Source organism: Dyadobacter bucti, from assembly GCF_005869225.1.
Lineage (GTDB): Bacteria > Bacteroidota > Bacteroidia > Cytophagales > Spirosomataceae > Dyadobacter > Dyadobacter bucti.
In genome coordinates this window covers 589,819-608,511 of record NZ_SWFP01000003.1, presented here as the reverse complement: position 1 = coordinate 608,511, position 18,693 = coordinate 589,819, and the positions used below count along the sequence as shown (strand labels likewise).

Below are 18,693 nucleotides of genomic sequence, written 5' to 3'. Positions count from 1 at the left end.
CCCCGTCCTCAATTCTATCAATTTAAAATTAAAAAAATGAAAAAGGCTTTGATGGCTTTAAGTGTTGTTGGTTTGGGAATTCTGTCTGTTTCCTCGGTTTCGGCACAGGAGCTCGCAGCTCAAAAAATCCCGCTTGATCCTGCTGTAAAAGTGGGAAAGCTTAAGAATGGAGTTACCTATTATATCAAGAAAAATGCCGAACCTAAAAACCGGGCCGAACTCCGGCTGGCTGTAAAAGCCGGCTCCATACTGGAAACCGACGATCAGCAGGGCCTTGCGCATTTTATGGAACATATGAATTTCAACGGGACTACTAATTTCCCTAAAAATGAGCTGGTTAATTTTTTACAAAAAACAGGTGTCCGTTTCGGAGCAGATCTGAATGCATATACCGGCTTCGACGAAACGGTGTACATGCTGCCCATTCCAACAGATTCGGCCGGCTTACTTGATAAGGGTATTCAGGTTTTGGAAGACTGGGCGCATGGTGCTTTGCTGGACCCTGATGAAATAGATAAAGAAAGAGGCGTGGTGCTGGAAGAGTCGAGGAGCCGCCGTGGTGCGCAACAGCGGATGCGCGACAAGTTTTTGAAAACAATTCTCGGGAATACCAGATATACGGAACGAATGCCGATCGGGAAAGATAGTATCCTGAAAGTTTTTAAACCGGAGACAATAAAGGCCTTTTACCAAGACTGGTACCGGCCGGACCTGATGGCCGTGATCGCCGTGGGGGACTTTGATGTAGCCAAAGTTGAAGCAAGTATTATCAAAAAATTCAGTTCGATTCCTGCGCCTGTCAACCCCAAAAAACGTGTGAAATATGACATACCACTTGACGGCTCGACAAGGATATCCATAGTAACCGATCCTGAGTACCCTCAAAACCTTATCCAGGTTATTTACAAACAACCTAATAACAAAGAAAAAACGCTGCTGGATGTACGCAATAACTTTGCTCAGGAACTCTACAATGCGATGTTGGGACAACGGATGCAGGAGCTGACACAAAAAGCGAATCCACCTTTTCTGTATGGGGGCAGCCAGTATGGCGATTTTCTCGGCAATCTGGATTCTTATACATCGGTGGCACTTGCGAAGGATGCCGCTTCCTTAAAAACCGCTTTGACAGCTTTGCTGGAAGAGAATATAAGAGTGCAGAAATTTGGCTTTACGCAGGCTGAGCTGGACCGGGCAAAAAAAGATTTTCTGAATTCGGTAGAACAGTATTATAAAGAAAGAGACAAAACAAAGTCTTCAAGCCACGTCCAGGATTATCTGGATCATTTTTTACATGAAAAACCTTTCATGAGTACCGAGGCATATTTCGCATTTGCCAATAAACACATGGCAGCGGTCACCTTAGCAGAAGTTAATGCACTTGCTAAAAAATACATCACCGAAAAAAATCGGGCGGTAGTAGTTATGGGGCCGGAAGACAGCAAGAATGCCCTCCCTACCGAGGCGGAGATACGGTCGCTTCTGGCCGGGGCAGGAAAAGATGTTACCGCCTATGTCGACGATGTGGTGGATTCCCCTCTCCTTGCCGCAGAACCTAAGTCTGGAAAAGTCACCGGCGAAAAAACTTTACCGAAACTGGATGTAACTGAACTGGAATTATCCAACGGCGTGAAAGTACTGTTGAAACCTACTGATTTCAAGAATGACGAAATACTGATCAAGGCCACTGCGAAAGGCGGGTATTCGTTATTTTCAGACGAAAGAGAAACCGGAATATTTACAAGTTTCCTGATTGAATCAGGCGGCGTCGGGCCTTATAATCAGACGCAGCTTCAAAAGTTTCTTGCCGGAAAAACTGCAAGTGCCGGCCCTTACATAAGTGAATTAACCGAGGGAATTGCCGGAAATACGAATCCGAAAGATCTCGAAACTACTTTGCAGCTGATTTATGCCTATTTTACCGCGCCAAGGAAAGATGCCGACGTAGCCAGCGGTATATTGGCCAATCAAAAGGCCTATCTGGGGAATATGCAAAAGACGCCTACTCCTGAAAAGGTTTTCTCCGATTCGTTGAATGCCATACTCACCAGTCACAATCCAAAACGCACACCACTAAAACCGGAAAGTATAGACAAAGTAAAACTGGACCGCGCCGTAGAAATATACAAAGACCGGTTTTCAGATGCTTCCGACTTTGTATTTACGATTGTCGGGGCCGTTAAGGTAGAAGCGATCAAACCATTGCTGGAAAAATACCTGGGTTCCCTTCCGTCCACTGATCGGAATGATACTTTCAAACATGCCAATATTTATCCGCCAAAAGGGAAAATAGAAAAGACCATATACAAAGGTCTGGAACCAAAAAGTCGTGTTGCCCTGGTTTCCAGCGGGGAGTATGAATACAATCCCGAAAATAATATCCAGGTAGAAGCATTACAGGAAGTATTGCAGATCAAACTAATTGAGGCGCTCCGCGAGGAAGAAAGCGGAGTGTATGGCGTAAGTGTTTCTGAGTCGACGGACAAATTCCCCTCCGGACATTACCGGTTCACGATTAGTTTCGGTTGTGCGCCGGAAAATGTTGAAAAGCTTGTAAAACGGACGCAGGAAGAGATTGCCAGGATCAAAAAAGATGGGGCTGACCCTAAAGATATCGACAAATTTGTTGCAGAAACCCGTCGTAAAATGGAAACTGCGGTGAAGACGAACAATTTCTGGCTGAACTACCTGGATGACAATACCTTTTTGGGCGACGACCTAAATGAAATTTTTGAGCAGGAGCGATTGCTAAAATCCATCACTGTCGCTACTACCAGAGCAGCTGCCCTGCAATACTTCAATGATGAAAACTTCATCAAGGTGGTGCTGATGCCGGAACGCTGATATACGCAACCCGTCCGTCTGAACCCGAACCCGGAACCCAGGACTTAAGTCCTGGGCTGTGGCGCCGCCGTGGCGGCCCCGCGATGCCACCCTGGCGTATGACGATCCTGCGATGGGGTCGCGACCATGCCTTCAATGATGAAAACTTCATCAAGGTGCTGCTGATGCCGGAACGTTGATATACCCAACCCGTCCGTCTGAACCCGAACCCGGAACCCGGAACCCAGGACTTAAGTCCTGGGCTCCGGCGCCGCCGTGGCGGCCCCGCGATGCCACCCTGGCGTATGACGATCCTGCGATGGGGTCGCGACCATGCCTTCAATGATGAAAACTTCATCAAGGTGGTGCTGATGCCGGAACGCTGATATACGCAACCCGTCCGTCTGAACCCGAACCCGGAACCCGGAACCCAGGACTTAAGTCCTGGGCTCCGGACACATATCCACGATATCTGCTCATCCGCATCGTCCGACCCCCTAGGTCGGACGAAGTCCTGATATCTCGTTGGATCATTCAAAATCCACATCCTCATACCCGATATTCCCTAAAAAATTAGCATACTCTTCCACAAAACTTTGCTTTTGATGGTGAACCTGTTGATTGTCGATGTATCTTCTGACGATATCCAATTTATCCTTACTTACTGACGCGGCGAAATACTTAACTCCCCATTCCAGGCCGCCTTTTACCAAATTCGTTTCATTAGCCCAATGAGCACTTTCACCTTTCAGCAGCTGCATTTGCTTTGCAATACTGTACTCGGATTTCAGTAACATAAGTACATGAATATGATCTTCGTGCCCATTGATGCGATCAATGTAGATACCTTTTTTTCTGGCGTTAGCTCTGATATGAGAGCAGATCTTCTCCAACACGGGAGGTTTCAGGATTGGCGATCTGTATTTTGTACTCCATACGCCGTGAATCCAAATCTTAACATAAGCCATACATACGCGCGTTTTCCATTTAGACGCACGGATGCATTAAAAGTCTCGAAAGCTCAGAAAAATTTACTTCTAATTTTGTGCTGGTGAGCAATACGCCTCTCAGCCAAGCTTTCTCAAACCATCGATGAGAAACATCAGCCCATTCAGGCGGATTTCATACATGGTATTGAGCATCGCGCCAAGTTTTCCTGCAGGGAAACCTTGGCGCTGAAACCATTCAAGATAAGAAACAGGCAAGTCAGCAATAAGCCAGTCTTTATATTTCCCGAACGGCATTTTATATTTTACCAGTTCTTTCAGGAATTCTCTGTCGGGTTGAAAATTTGCTTCCATATTTGTCACTGACCTTCGTTTTCACTCCTCGCTCTCAACTTTACAATCAATTCTGTTTTCATATCAAACAGCTCTTTCTCCAGTCCGACCGGATAGGTATGCGGGTTCACAAACCTTTTGATCCCCTTATGAAAATGCGAAAGCTGCTGTTGAACCCTCTCCTTCGTTTCATGGATAGAAGGAAGGGTATATACCAGTTGCCCCTTAGCAAAGACTGGCACAAGCAAATCTTCAAAATGTGTAGCCTCAGGAAAAGAACGATTTCTTGTAAAATCGTAAGGGTCGATCATTGTCGATTTTCCAATCAAAGGCGTTTCGATATTGAAGATCATATCCGATATATAGCCCGTCGCATCCTTAAACCTGCGCACCTGCTGCACGCCCGGAGTCGAAACTTTGATCGCCTGTTCCGACAGTTTCAGTTTATAATCCCACTCCCCGTCTTCATTTCGGATTGCGGCCAACTTAAACACCCCTCCCAAAGCAGGTTGATCAAAAGCAGTCACGAGCTTTGTCCCGATCCCCCATATATTAATTTTAGCCCCCTGTATTTTGAGACTGTCCATGATATACTCGTCAAGATCATTGCTAGCTACAATACTGGTCTTTTCGAACCCCGCTTCATCCAAAATCTTACGCGCCTCTATGCTCAGATAAGCCAGATCACCCGAGTCCAGCCGGATCGCAGCAAGATCATGCCCATTTTCACGTAACTGGTACCCTACTTTGATCGCATTTTTCACTCCTTCGATAGAGTTATACGTATCCACCAGCAGCGTGACATTGTTCGGCATGAACCTGGCGTAAGTCTCAAATGATTCAAGCTCGGAGTCAAATGACATCACCCAGCTGTGCGCATGCGTTCCTTTTACCGGAATGTCAAACAACTTCCCGGCCAGCACATTGGAAGTAGCATCGAAACCACCCACATAAGCCGCCCGGCTGGCAGTCATTCCGCCATCAGGTCCCTGTGCCCTGCGCAAACCGAACTCAAGTAAAATATCATCTTTTGCAATCAGCCGCATTCTCGCAGCTTTTGTGGCAATCAGTGATTGAAAGTTGAGCAAATTAAGCAAAGGGGTTTCCAGCAACTGACATTGCAAAATCGGCCCCTGTATCCTCAATAACGGCTCATTTGGAAAGACCACCGTACCCTCGGGAATGGCATCGATACTGCATTCAAATTTCATCGTCCAGAGATAGTCAAGAAACCCGGGTTCAAAAAGCTTTTGCCCGTCACTGCCTGTGAGAGAACCCACATAAAGCAGATCATCTTCATCGAAGTGGTATGCTTGTAAATAATCGATGATGCTGCTGAGCCCGCATGTAACGGTAAAGCCGCCCTCGAACGGGTGCCTTCTGAAATACAAGTTAAAAACAGCCTCCTGCTCAGCTTTTCCTGATTTCCAATAGCCATAAGCCATCGTCAACTGATACAGATCAGTCAGTAATCCCAGTGAAGTGTTGTATAGTTTGTTGATCATCTCCTTTGCCTGTTGATGTAATCGAAATTGGCTATTTAATAAAAATTCCCGACTAATCCAGCCGGGAATAACTTATGCTTCCTTTAATACAGGGGTAAAAAACCCTTTATATTGCTTCCAGTATGCGCTCAATAGCAACCTGATAACCTATTTTTTCTTTCAACTCACTGATCGCCACACGCTCCTGCGCCATGGAATCGCGGTGACGGATCGTTACTGTGTCGTCCTCCATCGTCTGATAATCCACAGCAATGCAAAACGGTGTTCCGATCAGATCCTGGCGCGTATACCGCTTACCGATCGCCGCCCCGTCGTCATAAGTAGTTCGGAATGAAGACTTCAGCGAATTGGCAATCGCTTGTGCTTTTTCAGCCAGACCATCTTTTTTAACCAAAGGCAAAACCGCCACTTTAAAAGGTGCCAGGGCAGGATGCAATTTCAGGTAAGTCCGCTCTTTCACATTGTCGCCTTCGCCAACTGTTTCTACAGTATAAGCATTACAAAAAGTAGCCAGAAAAAGACGGTCAGCGCCAACAGACGTTTCAACCACATACGGGATGTAATTTCCATAGGGCTTGCCGTTTTCATCCAGGTCAGAATCAAAGTACTGCTGTTTCTTTTTCGACAATTCCTGATGGTTCCTCAAATCAAAATCCGTTCTGGAGTGAATTCCTTCCATTTCTCGGAAACCAAACGGAAACTGGTATTCAATATCGACCGCCGCATTGGCATAATGCGCCAGCTTTTCGTGGTCATGGAATTTCAGTTTTTCAGCAGGCAGGCCAATCGCTTTGTGAAACTTCATCCGTGCCTCTTTCCAGCTTTCGTACCAAGCCATTTCAGTACCAGGCCGGATAAAAAACTGCATTTCCATCTGTTCAAATTCCCGCATCCGGAAAGTAAACTGACGGGCTACAATCTCATTTCTGAACGCCTTGCCAATTTGCGCAATACCAAACGGAATTTTCATCCGGCCACTTTTCTGCACATTCAGAAAGTTCACGAAAATCCCCTGAGCAGTTTCCGGACGCAGATAAATCAGATTTGACTCCTCGGCCACCGAACCTACCTGTGTGCTGAACATCAGGTTAAACTGGCGCACCTCGGTCCAGTTGGCAGTGCCCGAAACCGCACACTTGATATTTTCGGAAATGATCAGTTCACGCACACCCGTCAGGTCTTCGGCGCTCAGTAATCGCCCCATTTCAGCAAGCAAAGCCTGCGCTTTTTCCGCCTGGCCCTCTGCTTCGTATTGTTCCGCTTTTCCTTCAAGGAGCTGATCCGCGCGATATCTTTTTTTCGAATCCTTATTGTCGATCATCGGATCATTGAATCCATCGACATGCCCCGAAGCCTTCCATGTCAGCGGGTGCATAAAAATAGCCGCATCAATGCCCACGATATTGTCGTGAAGCTGCGTCATAGCCTTCCACCAGGCTGCTTTCAGGTTATTTTTCAGCTCCACACCATTCTGACCGTAGTCATAAACGGCCTGAAGCCCATCATATATTTCAGAAGAAGGGAACACAAAACCGTATTCCTTGGCATGCCCAACAATGTCTTGTAAAGAAGTAGCAGGTGCTTGGTTCATTCTATTTGGTTAAAAATCAATTTAAAAAACAATAAACAATCCATCAAAATCATGAATTTGGCAAAATTAGGGATTTTGCCGGCAATGCAGGAAGAAGAGTTTAAATTTTGACGGATGAGACAAAAAAGACCGGCCGAATCGCTCCGCCAGTCTTTTATAAAATAAACCGCAAGTAATTACAATGAGTGGCTGCCGTTTGTTTTGACATTGATATATGGCCTGTTTTTAATAAGAAGCCAAAAAAACCGAAAGCTGACAGCCGACTGCTGAAAGCCCTAACTCAATCGCACAGCAAACAAATCCTTTGATCTCGCATAGATCCAGCCAACGACAATGAGCGTAAAAACGCCTCCTGCCAGAACCGAAGGAACCGTTCCAAATGCTTTGGCCATAACACCGGATTCGAATGCGCCGAGCTCATTCGACGAACTGACGAACATCCCGTTTACTGCCGCGACGCGGCCGCGCATTTCATCCGGCGGGTAAATTTGCAGGATAGTCTGCCGCACAATGACGCTTACACTATCAAAAACGCCGGTTGCGAAAAGCGCAGCACAGGATAAAAGGAAGTTGGTCGACAGTGCAAATACGATTGTGAAAATCCCGAAACCAGCCACGGCGATCAGCATATTCCGCCAGGCATTGCGCGTGGGCGGGAAGTATGCCATCGCAAACATCGTCAGCAGTGAGCCGATAGAAGGCGCAGCCCGGAGCAGGCCCAATCCTTCTGGCCCTACTTTGAGAATATCCTCTGCAAAAACCGGCAAAATAGCCACTACCCCGCCAAAAAGCACAGAAAACAAGTCAAGAGAAATTGCATAAAGTACGATCCTCGTTTTAAATACAAACCGGAAGCCTTCCTTTAAGCTTTCCATCAGAGGAGTAACAATTTTAGGAAACTCCGGTCGCGTTTTGATCAACCCGAGTAATATCCAGCAGACCACAAAATTGGCGATCACGATCAATAATGTGTGCGTCAGCCCCATGTAGGCATATAAAAATCCTGCTGCGGCCGGACCGGTTATAGCGCCCGCCTGGGAAAATGAGCTGCTCCATGTGGACGAATTATGATAAATCGTGCGCGGTACAAGAAACGGTTTCAGCGAACTGGACGCCGGGGAATAAAATCCTTTCGCAAACCCGATCAACGCGAAAACAAGGTAGATCGCCGCCAGATGCTGTCCCTGGCTCAATGCATTGTAAATGACCGGCTGAAAAGCAGTATAAAGTATGACGGAACCGAACAAAATGACAACAAGACTGATGTGCATGATCGTGGTCTTGTTCTTCTGGTCGGCGATATATCCGCCGAGCAGGGAAGTTATAATAAACGGGATCACCTCCGCGAGCCCGATCAATCCGAGGGCGAGGGGATCATGGGTCATTTTATATAATTCGTACGCAACGATGACTTCCTGAATCAGGATAGTCGCTGAAAAAAGGAATGTATTGGAGATGTAAAATCTGAAATCTGAGTAGCGTAGTGCAGCGTAGGGATCCTGTCGGGAGATGGTTTTCAAACTTTTTATTCCTTTTGTTTTTAAAGTAACACTTTTGACCGAGTGTTATGTTCTTGATTAATGGAAATTTAATGTAGTTTGTATCTATAATCGTATGACCATGATCGCAAAAAAAATAACATGGTTTTACATTTCGTTTACAAGGTTTTACAGGCTTTTACCAGCAGATAATTTACTCCTCGATACATTTGTTCTGTTCATTTAAACAGAGGAAAATATGAAAAATGTAAGCGTTTTTATCTGCGTTGTGTTACTGGCCGTATCCACCTCCATTGCACTTCCGGAAGGAAAGGAAGGTAAAGAACCAGCCAAAAAACCCGTAAAAACAGAGAAGGTAGCTCCGGCAGACAGTGCGCAAGTGGTTCCGGTTTTTCATTGGTTCGGCCCTGCCTCGAATATGCCCGTTAAGAAAAAAGACAATTGTTAAGAAAGAAAAGCATGTCCGGATCGTATAACAACCCGCTTGAATCTGCCCGAAACCTATCTTTCGTTTTATGGGTATTGACCGGGTTGTTATTTGGCCCGAAACCGGCCATCGCTAATAATGAAGCTATCCGGTTTGCAGAAAAAGCGAACCTTGCACTGCGACGTACAGCCCATCATTTACGCATCGCAAACGGAGATTCCATTTCGCAGATCCCGCCTGTCAGGCAGGTTAGCGCGAGTACATTCTCTATCAAAGTGGATCATTTGTTCGACTATGAAAAATTGCCGGACCTCCTGAAACAATCACTGGAAATGCAGGGAATTACAGAAGGATACAATGTGGCGGTGACGAAATGCGGAACCGAAGTGCTGCAGCTTGGTTATAATTTTCAGGATTTGAATCAAAAAGGCGGCATACCCTGCCAGGGCAGGCAGCGTGAAGAAGGTTGTTATGATGTCCAGGTTAGTTTTATTATGGCACCGCCCGTTGCCCAGGGCAGTGGTAGCTGGTGGCTGTTGCCCTTCGGCGGCGCGCTGGCAGGGCTTTGGTTTATCGCCTGGAAAAGATCCCGGTCAAAAGATGCAACTGTTAATGCTTCTGAAATCCTTATAGCTCCGGCTGCGACCGGCATTGGGTTCGGGAATTCCATACTGGACACCCAAAACCAAACCCTGATTTCCGATACAGCAACGCACAACCTGACATATAGGGAGACGAAGTTGCTCAATCTTTTTGTAACCCATTCCAATCAGATCCTTGAACGTGACTTCATACTCAAATCGGTTTGGGAAGATGAAGGCGTCATTGTTGGCCGCAGTGTGGACGTGTTTGTTTCAAGGCTGAGGAAGCTCTTGATAAAAGACCCGAAAGTGAAAATCACCGCCGTTCACAGCATCGGCTATAAAATGGAAGTCCTTCCCTAAAATCCATGCTCAAAAACTTCTTCGTTCTTGCCCGTCGCCATTTATGGCAGACGAGGCTGTATGCATGTATCAATATTTCAGGGTTGTCCGTAGGTACCGCATGCGTTATTCTTGCAGCACTCTATGTTGCCGATGAGCACAGTTTTGATACATTTCACTCCAACAACCCGCATTTATACCGAGTGACAAGTACTGTCATACAGGACGGTAATATTGTAAAAAGCGGCGGGACAGGCCAGGTGCAGGGTCCTGCATTCAAAGCTCAGGTTCCGGAAGTACTTCAATACGCAAGACTGATGGGAGGTGATATTTACGGCGATGTGAAGTCCTGTAACAAAGCGTTTAAGCTACAGTTACTGTTTGCAGACGACACTTTTTTCAACGTTTTCTCCTTCAAAATGCTTTATGGAAATGCAGCCACTGCTTTAAAGAACGTCAATTCGGTAGTGATAACAGAAAGAACAGCACTCAAATTCTTTAATCGCACCGATGTCACCGGCCAAACGCTGGAGATGATCGCGGACCCCTCCGCGATGCGGATCGGGAAACCGCTGGTTATTGCAGGAGTGATCCAGGATCCGCCTGCAAATTCCTCGATTCAGTTTGATATCCTTTTTCCGTTCCGGTTTATGCAGGTTTCGTTCGATGATACCAGCTGGCTGAATGCATACCTGGGTACTTTCGTGGTTTTGCATCCGAAAGCCAATCCCGATTTGGTCGTTCGGAAATTCAACCGGATTCATGAGATCAACTCACGGGAACAATTTCTGGCCCATAAAAAACAAACAGGGTCGTCGCCGCAAATTGTTTACGGCTTGCAAAAAATATCGGATATACATCTTAATCCACAGGAAATTTCGGGTCAAAGCCGTGAAGGCGGGGTTATCAACGGAAGCAAACCCATATACTCCTATCTTTTCCTGGGGATCGCGTTGTTCATTTTGCTAATGGCAAGCATCAATTTCATCAACATAACCATCGCCCATTCCTTAAAAAGGGCAAAAGAAGTTGGTATAAGAAAAGCGTCGGGGAGCAGCAGGATTCAGATCCTCATGCAGTTGATGGGTGAATCTGCAATTTTATGCATTATCGCCTTTGTGTGTGCCATTGGTATCGCCTACCTGACAATACCCGTTTTCAACCAGTTAGCGGGCAAACAGATTGTTTTCAAAGAGATACTTCGGACAAACCTGCTGATCTGGATTTTCTTTATCTTTCTTATTAACAACCTTTTATCTGGCGTCTACCCCGCTTATTTGCTTTCCGGAGTCAGCCCCGTGCAGGTATTGTATCAAAGGGAAAAGCTTGGCGGAAAGAACCTTGTTGGAAAAACCCTGGTCGTTTTTCAGTTCTCCATTGCGATTTTCCTGGGCATTGCCACGATGGTTTTTTACGGGCAAATGGAATTTATCAAAACAAAAAACCTTGGCTACAACCCGGAACAAATCTTAAAAATAAATATCCCTGCCCTGATGGCTGACCATGACATAGCATCCAAATTCCGGAATGAGCTGCACGACACCCCGAATATCCGGCAAATATCTTTCGCAGGAGAATTTGGGATACGGGAAACAAAAATCCAGGACCGTAATATCCCTGGCTATTACCGCAGTATAGATCCGCATTACCTGCCTATGATGGAAGTAAAACTGAAACTGGGCCGTAATTTTTCCCCATCGTTTCCGTCGGACCAAAAGTATGCGGTTATTGTAAATGAAGCATTTGTAAAAGCGGCCGATTTAAAGAACCCGGTAGGCACATTGATCAAAACGGATTCCCATTCCGGAAACGAAGACTTTACAATTGCAGGCGTAGTGAACGATTTTCATTTCGGTTCATTTCGCGAGCGTATACAACCCATGGTGATGCCGGCGAGCGGGCAATACGGAGGGGACGCGATTTGGGTAAAAATTGATGACAAAAAACAGAAAGAGGCTATCTCCTCCCTTGAAAGAACATTCAAAAAACTACTTCCCGGGGCCGTATTTACATATACGTTTCTGAATGAAGAGAATACAAAACACTATGAACAGGAACTGAGATGGCAAAAGATCATCGGAAATGCTACCGCGCTGTCGATCTTCATTTGCAGCATCGGGCTTTTCGGTCTTGCCAACCTGTCGGTTACACAGCGAACCCGTGAAACCGGTATCCGGATCGTTCTCGGCGCTAGCGTTTCCGATATCGTTATTTTGTTTTCCAAAAGCTTTGTAAAAATGATAATCACCGCGATCTTCATCGCCAGCCCCATAGCTTATCTCCTTATGAATCATTGGCTCGCCGGGTTTGCCTACCGCATTGATATTACCGCGTGGATCTTTGTCCTGTCCGGGGGAACCGCAGTTGCGATCGCATTTTTCACTGTGGGCTTACAAGGGGCAAAAGCGGCTGGGATAAGCCCGGCAAAGTTGTTACGCGTCGATTAATTAAGCCAAACCAATTGTTTAACACAACCTTTACATTGTCAAAATCATGTGATAACACCACCGTCTTACATTGGTCAGATCATTATTTTTTTGACTTATGAAGATTGGTACATCCATGAGAAGAAGAGAGTTCTTCCGAAATTCCTCCCTGACAGTTCTGGGAACATCACTCCTGCTGCCCTTTCAATCCAGCGGCGCAACGGACCGGTCCGACCGGCGCAAAGGAAATTCCAAAACGGCGAAAAATATCATTTTTATGGTCAGTGATGGTATGAGCACCAGCACGCTGAACATGGCTAGTTTGCTGACCCAGCGTCAAGAAGGCCGGATAGGCCACTGGATGCAATTATATACCGATAACAAAGCACAGCGGGCACTAATGGATACCGCATCGGCAGATTCGGTAGTTACCGACTCGGCCGCCAGCAGCTCTGCATGGGGCGGCGGTGTGCGCGTGAACAACGGATCGTTGAATGCTAATCCTGACGGTACTTTGAACAAACCTATCCTTCAAAAATTTAAGGCTGCCGGAAAATCCGTGGGCTGCGTCACCACTGTGCCTATCACGCATGCTACTCCGGCCGGCTTTTGCATCAGCAACAGCTCCCGGGGTGATCAGGGAGAAATCGCGATGCAATACCTTCCGTTGAAATTCGATGTCATGATGGGCGGCGGCGCCAAGTATTTCAGCGCCGACAGCCGGGAAGATAAAACAGATCTGTTCAAAAGCTTTGCAGATAATGGATATCAGGTCGTGCGTAATAAAGAGGCGATGATGAATGTTCCGGCCCAGGGCAGCCAGCCTCTGCTTGGAATTTTCGGCAAGGATGCGCTGCCTTATACACTCGATCAGCTGCATGACGCGACATTGAAGAAAGAGGTACCAACTCTTGCGGAAATGACCAGAAAGGCTATTGAAAAGCTGAATACCAATAAAAAAGGATTTGTGATGCAGGTCGAGGGCGGTAAAGTGGACTGGGCTGCACATTCCAATGACACGGTTGCAGCTCTTTACGACCAGGTTGCGTTCGACGATGCGATCAAAGTAGCCATTGATTTTGCAGAAAAAGACAAAGAAACGCTGGTTATCATCACGACCGATCATGGAAACGGAAATCCGGGCTTGTTCGGCGGAACATTGAATAGCAGAAATTTCGATTACCTGCATACAGCCAAACATACCAACGACTGGGTGTTGAACGGTCTGAACCGGGATTCCACCGCTGCCCAGATCATAGAAAGACTGGAAGCCGCCCAGGGTTATGCGATCAAAAAAGAGGAGGCTGAAAGGTTGCAGAAATACTATACTACCCTCAATCAGGAAGGGCTGTACAATCCTAAAAAGCTACCTTTCAAAGAGCTGGCTCTGATCCAGTCGGCGTATACCTACATCAACTGGTCGGGGATGGACCATTCTTCTGATTATGTTGAGCTGGCGATGTTCGGGCCGGGGAGTGAATGGCTCAAACCATTTGTCCGCAACACGGAACTGCACCAGTTTATGCTGAATGTAACCGACGTAAAAACAGCCAGTTAGGTCATCAAAATACCGCATATTCCGAACCGTCCGATACCGTACACATTTTGTACGATTTCGGACGGTTCGTTTTTAAAGACAAAACCTAAAACAATGCCTGTCAAACACTTATCCTTTTGGCAAGGCTTTTTAAAATAGGATTGGCAAAAGAGGTTCAGGTACGAACATTGTTTTTAAATCAGGTTATCTTTAATTGTACCAAAAATCTCAAATCCCAATTCTCATGATTAAGTTAGACAAAATATCAAAGTATTACCCGGCAGGTTTTGGCAAGACATATGTTTTGCGGCACATTGATTTACATATCAAAGAGGGCGAGTTCGTATCGATTATGGGACCATCAGGTTCAGGGAAATCGACCTTGCTCCATATCCTTGGTTTACTCGAAGAACCCTCAGAAGGTGAATATCTTTTTCTGGATGAACCTGTCCAGAAACTCTCAGAAAAAAAACGCACGGAATTGCACCGCCATCATATCGGGTTCGTATTTCAGGCGTATCACCTTATCGATGAGCTGACGGTTTATGAAAACATCGAAACACCTCTTTTATACAAGGGCACCCCATCGTCTGAGCGTAAAAGCAGGGTAGCCGAGTTGCTTGACCGCTTTAACATGGTTGCCAAAAAAGATCTGTTCCCGCACCAGTTGTCGGGCGGACAGCAGCAATTGGTGGGTGTTGCCCGCGCCATTGTGCACAATCCAAAAGTGATTTTTGCGGATGAACCAACCGGCAACCTTCACTCCGAGCAGTCGATAGAAATTATGGAATTATTTCAAAAACTTAACCAGGAAGACAAAGTAACGATCGTTCAGGTCACCCATTCCGAAATCAATGCAGGTTACGGAAACCGCGTGGTACGATTGAAGGACGGTTGGCTTGCGTAAAAGAATATTAGCCATGAAACAATTAATTCTGCTTCTTCTGCTTTTCCCGGCAGTCACCCGTGCACAGGATGTTCTGACCCTGGCCGAATGTGTCGATTTGCTGACAAAAAACAACCTGACCTACCAGCAGGGAAATCTCCAGGCAGAAGCGGCGCAAGCCAATCTGCGCCAGGTCCGTTCGCAAATCCTGCCTCAGATCAATATCAGCGTTGACCAGAGTGTTAACATCGGCCGGAGCATTGACCAATATACCAATGCGTATATCGATCAGGTTTACAATAACAGTTCACTGGGATCGAGATTTCAGGTTCCTGTTTTTCAGGGATTTAAATTACAGAACCAGATCCGTCAGAATGTGCTGCTGAAAGAGTCGGCCATAGAAAACCGTACCGCGGTACTGAACGCACAAACCGTTCTTTTGATGCAGGGTTATGTAAATGTTCTGGCCACCAAAGCGTTACTGGAAGCTGCCATCCAGCAGGTACAATCTTCTGAACAACAGGTTGACAGGGTTTCCAAACAGGTTAATGCGGGAATTATCGGATCCAATTTGCTTTATGAGATCAAAGCACAGCTGGCCAATGACAAATTCGATCAGGTCACGGCATTAAACAACTACCGTACCGCCAGACTTGCGCTGTTTCAGAGAATCAATATCGCGCCGGACGACAAAGTGGAATTTGAAGCGCTGACTGCCGGAGATACTACCAAGCACAGAGACGATGCAATGACTATTTTCAAGGAGGCGCAGCTGACCTTTCCTGAACTCAAAAGCGCCGAACTTTATCGTCAGAGCTTTTCCTACCAGGTCAAATCCATCAAAGCCAGCAATTTTCCTTCACTTTCACTCGGAGCAGGTTTCGGAGCGTTTTACGCATCGACCAACAATGAACTCGCGTATTTCAAACAGTTGAATGCAACCCGGAACGGATATGTCAGCCTCGGTCTGAACATCCCGATCATGGGCCGCTGGGTAACACGCCCGAGAGTAGCTTCGGCAAAAGTGCAGGAAAGGCTTGCTCAGAACACGCTCGATGTCACCAATCAGCAGCTGAGACAGGCGATCGAACTGGCGGTTTTGAATATGAATGCCATGGCGGATAAATATTCAGCCGCCGAAGAACAGTCTGAATCGCTGAAGGCAAATTTCGCATTGGTTGAGAGTAAGCTGAATGCAGGTATAGCCAATATTTTCGAATATTCCCTGGCCAAAGCGAACCTTGCAAAGGCACAGGCCAACGCGATCCAGGCGAAGTACGATTTTTTAATGCAACAAAGATTATTACAATATTACCGTCAGGGAAACTGGTCCGGAGTGTTCTGAAAAGTGCACAGCCCGAAACGTAGAACTGAGTAAATAAAAAATTATAAAATATCAAGATAAATTAACTGAAATCACTAGATGACAGCGATTTATAAAGATTGTTAGGTTAAATTTGGTATCGGTAGTTCTTAGAGGCAGCTAGAATTAGCTGTCTCTTTTTTGTTAAATTTATAGAAATAACTCTACGGTTACATAAACATGCGTATCTTGCTTTAGTTATTAAACCCAACACAATGAAAAGAATTATACTGGTTACTTTGCTGTGCATGACCGGCTTATCAGTAAAGGTCTGCGGCCAATTGCAAAAAGGCACAAAACACTGGGCAGGTACGGTAAATCTGACCGGGATCCACACCCACAGAAAAGATCCTCCCGGTGCTCCCTCCGGTAGCAGCTACTTTGCCGTTTACCCCTCCGTTCAGGCGGGATGGTTTACCCGGAATAACCGGATGATAGGAGTCGGGCTGGGCTCATCGCTGTATTTTCTGCACAACAAAAGCGAGCTTGCTAGCCAGACATACCGCGCCGGATTGAACAACCTATCGTTGTCACTTTCGCCTTTTATTCGCCAGTACAAATCCCTGAGCGCTAAGTGGGCATTATTTTTGCATTCCAACGCAAATTTTTCTTACCTGAGAGTCACCAATTTCCAGGACTCGGTAAAGGATTTTGAAACAGGATATAACGTTGGTCTACAAGTCAATCCTGGCATTTCTTACTGGTTTTCTTCACGTTTCGCTCTGGAATCTGATGTTAACCTGCTCTCGCTGGGCCTGAAATACCAGCATCTGCAGGATGTTAATTCCGTGAATTTCAATTCCGGGATCACTACCGGCCTCTCCAATTATTTCCTGCTTCGGGCCTCCTGGTACCTTCAATAACGCAAAACAGATCTGTCATGAAAAATCGTATACTTTTAGCTAGCGTTATATTAATTTGCTCCAAAGGTGTTTTAATGGCTCAGACCGAGGGCAAACATTTCATTTCCGGTACGGCCGGTATAAATTTCAACAACATTAATCCCAGCGAATCAGAGACGACGAACGGATACGGGTACAATTTCAACATCGATATCGGAAAATTCAGGACCGCTAACACAGCTACGGGATGGAGCCTGAGCAACTCTCTGAGCGGTAGCAAGAGCAGTCATTCCCGCGTGGAAGGCATACCATCGACCTACAACGGGATTAACGGCTTTGGTTTCGGATTAGGACGTTTCTGGCAGTTTTACAAGCATTTTAATACCAAATTCGGCCTGTATGCGGGTCCGCAACTGAGCCTGGGATATGCTTTCAACAAAAAATATGACGATGGAGGAGCCAATAATGTGAGAGCTGAAAAAGACAATACATTCACGTTAGCAGCAGGAGTCAGTGCCGGAGCATACTACCAGTTTACCGAGCGGTGGTGGATTACAGGCTCAATCGGGTTTTCCAATCCCGTTTCCGTTGAATTCTCGATGGTTAATTCCAAACATTTGTCCGATCAGTCAACCTTCAAAAGCAAAAACCTGACCTACCAGTTTCTGCCAGCCATTACTTTCCCCAGCGTCGGGCTTGGGCTGCGCTATTTTCTGAAAAATAATTAAGCGCCGATTCCTTAAATTTTTACTTTGCGAACATTAAAAACAGAGTCGATTTGCCTTCTCTGGTATATCCACTTTTTAGTTCAGAATGAAAAAATACTTCCTGGTTCTGTTAGTCGTCTGGCTTGGCGCGTGCAATAAACCGAATTACACATCGCTGGATGTCCCCTGGGAGCCTGATTATAAACTGGATAGATCGGAAAGCAGCATCAAAAATTATGAGGCGAAAGATGCCGAAAAAATGCCTGCTCCGGGCGGGATCGTTTTTGCAGGAAGTTCTTCGTTCACCAAATGGCAATCCGCCGCCGAAGACCTGGCTCCACTACCGATCATTAACCGAGGCTTTGGCGGATCCACCCTCCCGGAAGTCATTTACTACGCCGACCGGACGATCCTGAAATACAATCCCAAAACTGTTGTGATTTATTGCGAAAACGATATGTTCGGGTCTAAAAAGAAAACGCCTGAACAAGTCCGCGATGCATATGTGGCACTCACCAAAACAATCCGGGAAAAGCAGCCTGATGTGCTCATGTACGGCATTTCCCTGAAACCCTCCCCCTCACGCTGGGAAAGAAGGGCAGAGGTTGAGAAAGCAAACAAGCTGATCCGGGATTTTATCAAATCGGATAAAAATCATCAATATATAGATGTGTGGCCGGTGATGCTGAAAAACGGCAGACCGGACGGAAGTATTTTTCTCAGCGACAGCCTTCACATGAATGAAGAAGGCTACCGGAGATGGATAAAGGTTTTGAAACCGATTCTTGAAAAAACCGTATAGCATATCATTTCAAGGGCAGGTAAGGCAAGCAAAGTTTTATCATACAGTAAGGGTTTAGGTTTAACGTAAAGTCACTATATTA

The 18,693-nt window shown here is 46.1% G+C and carries 15 protein-coding genes; 10 read left to right on the top strand and 5 right to left on the bottom strand.

Annotated features, from left to right (window positions below; translation table 11 throughout):
• Positions 1 to 36 precede the first annotated feature (36 nt).
• Positions 37 to 2,844, top strand: a complete 2,808-nt coding sequence (locus FBF61_RS12575) for a M16 family metallopeptidase (protein ID WP_138477564.1) — start codon at positions 37 to 39, stop codon at positions 2,842 to 2,844.
• A 509-nt stretch (positions 2,845 to 3,353) separates the two neighbouring features.
• On the opposite strand, the gene tnpA is transcribed toward FBF61_RS12575, so the two are convergent.
• The 5 genes from tnpA to FBF61_RS12550 form a co-directional block, all read right to left on the bottom strand.
• A complete protein-coding gene (tnpA, locus tag FBF61_RS12570) occupies positions 3,354 to 3,791 on the bottom strand; it encodes an IS200/IS605 family transposase (protein WP_138477563.1) in 438 nt (145 codons plus the stop codon).
• A gap of 99 nt (positions 3,792 to 3,890) precedes the next feature.
• Positions 3,891 to 4,124: a DUF3820 family protein gene (locus tag FBF61_RS12565; protein ID WP_138477562.1), complete on the bottom strand. Its 234-nt coding sequence runs from the start codon at positions 4,122 to 4,124 to the stop codon at positions 3,891 to 3,893.
• A gap of 5 nt (positions 4,125 to 4,129) precedes the next feature.
• Positions 4,130 to 5,608, bottom strand: coding sequence for a nicotinate phosphoribosyltransferase (locus FBF61_RS12560; protein ID WP_138477561.1), 1,479 nt, complete (start codon positions 5,606 to 5,608; stop codon positions 4,130 to 4,132).
• A gap of 106 nt (positions 5,609 to 5,714) precedes the next feature.
• Positions 5,715 to 7,199: a glycine--tRNA ligase gene (locus FBF61_RS12555; RefSeq protein ID WP_138477560.1), complete on the bottom strand. Its 1,485-nt coding sequence runs from the start codon at positions 7,197 to 7,199 to the stop codon at positions 5,715 to 5,717.
• Between the two features lie 275 nt (positions 7,200 to 7,474).
• Complete coding sequence (locus tag FBF61_RS12550; RefSeq protein ID WP_138477559.1) at positions 7,475 to 8,719, bottom strand: MFS transporter; 1,245 nt, start codon at positions 8,717 to 8,719, stop codon at positions 7,475 to 7,477.
• A gap of 217 nt (positions 8,720 to 8,936) precedes the next feature.
• On the opposite strand from FBF61_RS12550, the gene FBF61_RS12545 reads away from it, so the two are divergent.
• The 9 genes from FBF61_RS12545 to FBF61_RS12505 all read left to right on the top strand — a co-directional run bounded on the left by FBF61_RS12545 (position 8,937) and on the right by FBF61_RS12505 (position 18,611).
• Complete coding sequence (locus FBF61_RS12545; RefSeq protein ID WP_138477558.1) at positions 8,937 to 9,146, top strand: hypothetical protein; 210 nt, start codon at positions 8,937 to 8,939, stop codon at positions 9,144 to 9,146.
• Between the two features lie 11 nt (positions 9,147 to 9,157).
• Complete coding sequence (locus FBF61_RS12540) at positions 9,158 to 10,069, top strand: winged helix-turn-helix domain-containing protein (protein WP_138477557.1); 912 nt, start codon at positions 9,158 to 9,160, stop codon at positions 10,067 to 10,069.
• A gap of 5 nt (positions 10,070 to 10,074) precedes the next feature.
• Complete coding sequence (locus FBF61_RS12535; RefSeq protein ID WP_138477556.1) at positions 10,075 to 12,495, top strand: ABC transporter permease; 2,421 nt, start codon at positions 10,075 to 10,077, stop codon at positions 12,493 to 12,495.
• A gap of 97 nt (positions 12,496 to 12,592) precedes the next feature.
• A complete protein-coding gene (locus FBF61_RS12530) occupies positions 12,593 to 14,032 on the top strand; it encodes an alkaline phosphatase (protein WP_229215021.1) in 1,440 nt (479 codons plus the stop codon).
• 223 nt (positions 14,033 to 14,255) lie between these two features.
• Positions 14,256 to 14,918 carry an ABC transporter ATP-binding protein gene (locus FBF61_RS12525; protein WP_138477555.1) on the top strand — a complete coding sequence of 221 codons (663 nt, stop codon included), beginning with the start codon at positions 14,256 to 14,258 and terminating at the stop codon, positions 14,916 to 14,918.
• Between the two features lie 13 nt (positions 14,919 to 14,931).
• Positions 14,932 to 16,242 (top strand): TolC family protein, encoded by a 1,311-nt coding sequence (locus tag FBF61_RS12520; protein WP_138477554.1) that lies wholly within the window; start codon positions 14,932 to 14,934, stop codon positions 16,240 to 16,242.
• 233 nt (positions 16,243 to 16,475) lie between these two features.
• Positions 16,476 to 17,123 (top strand): hypothetical protein, encoded by a 648-nt coding sequence (locus tag FBF61_RS12515; protein WP_138477553.1) that lies wholly within the window; start codon positions 16,476 to 16,478, stop codon positions 17,121 to 17,123.
• Between the two features lie 17 nt (positions 17,124 to 17,140).
• Complete coding sequence (locus FBF61_RS12510) at positions 17,141 to 17,830, top strand: hypothetical protein (RefSeq protein WP_138477552.1); 690 nt, start codon at positions 17,141 to 17,143, stop codon at positions 17,828 to 17,830.
• A gap of 85 nt (positions 17,831 to 17,915) precedes the next feature.
• Positions 17,916 to 18,611, top strand: a complete 696-nt coding sequence (locus FBF61_RS12505; protein WP_138477551.1) for a GDSL-type esterase/lipase family protein — start codon at positions 17,916 to 17,918, stop codon at positions 18,609 to 18,611.
• Positions 18,612 to 18,693 lie beyond the last annotated feature (82 nt).

What these genes read in the sequence shown, in the direction of transcription:
- FBF61_RS12575 (WP_138477564.1), top strand. Translation starts at nt 37, where the DNA reads ATGAAAAAGGCTTTGATGGCTTTAAGTGTTGTTGGTTTGGGAATTCTG.
- tnpA (WP_138477563.1), bottom strand. Translation starts at nt 3,791, where the DNA reads ATGGCTTATGTTAAGATTTGGATTCACGGCGTATGGAGTACAAAATAC.
- FBF61_RS12565 (WP_138477562.1), bottom strand. Translation starts at nt 4,124, where the DNA reads ATGGAAGCAAATTTTCAACCCGACAGAGAATTCCTGAAAGAACTGGTA.
- FBF61_RS12560 (WP_138477561.1), bottom strand. Translation starts at nt 5,608, where the DNA reads ATGATCAACAAACTATACAACACTTCACTGGGATTACTGACTGATCTG.
- FBF61_RS12555 (WP_138477560.1), bottom strand. Translation starts at nt 7,199, where the DNA reads ATGAACCAAGCACCTGCTACTTCTTTACAAGACATTGTTGGGCATGCC.
- FBF61_RS12545 (WP_138477558.1), top strand. Translation starts at nt 8,937, where the DNA reads ATGAAAAATGTAAGCGTTTTTATCTGCGTTGTGTTACTGGCCGTATCC.
- FBF61_RS12540 (WP_138477557.1), top strand. Translation starts at nt 9,158, where the DNA reads ATGTCCGGATCGTATAACAACCCGCTTGAATCTGCCCGAAACCTATCT.
- FBF61_RS12535 (WP_138477556.1), top strand. Translation starts at nt 10,075, where the DNA reads ATGCTCAAAAACTTCTTCGTTCTTGCCCGTCGCCATTTATGGCAGACG.
- FBF61_RS12530 (WP_229215021.1), top strand. Translation starts at nt 12,593, where the DNA reads ATGAAGATTGGTACATCCATGAGAAGAAGAGAGTTCTTCCGAAATTCC.
- FBF61_RS12525 (WP_138477555.1), top strand. Translation starts at nt 14,256, where the DNA reads ATGATTAAGTTAGACAAAATATCAAAGTATTACCCGGCAGGTTTTGGC.
- FBF61_RS12520 (WP_138477554.1), top strand. Translation starts at nt 14,932, where the DNA reads ATGAAACAATTAATTCTGCTTCTTCTGCTTTTCCCGGCAGTCACCCGT.
- FBF61_RS12515 (WP_138477553.1), top strand. Translation starts at nt 16,476, where the DNA reads ATGAAAAGAATTATACTGGTTACTTTGCTGTGCATGACCGGCTTATCA.
- FBF61_RS12510 (WP_138477552.1), top strand. Translation starts at nt 17,141, where the DNA reads ATGAAAAATCGTATACTTTTAGCTAGCGTTATATTAATTTGCTCCAAA.
- FBF61_RS12505 (WP_138477551.1), top strand. Translation starts at nt 17,916, where the DNA reads ATGAAAAAATACTTCCTGGTTCTGTTAGTCGTCTGGCTTGGCGCGTGC.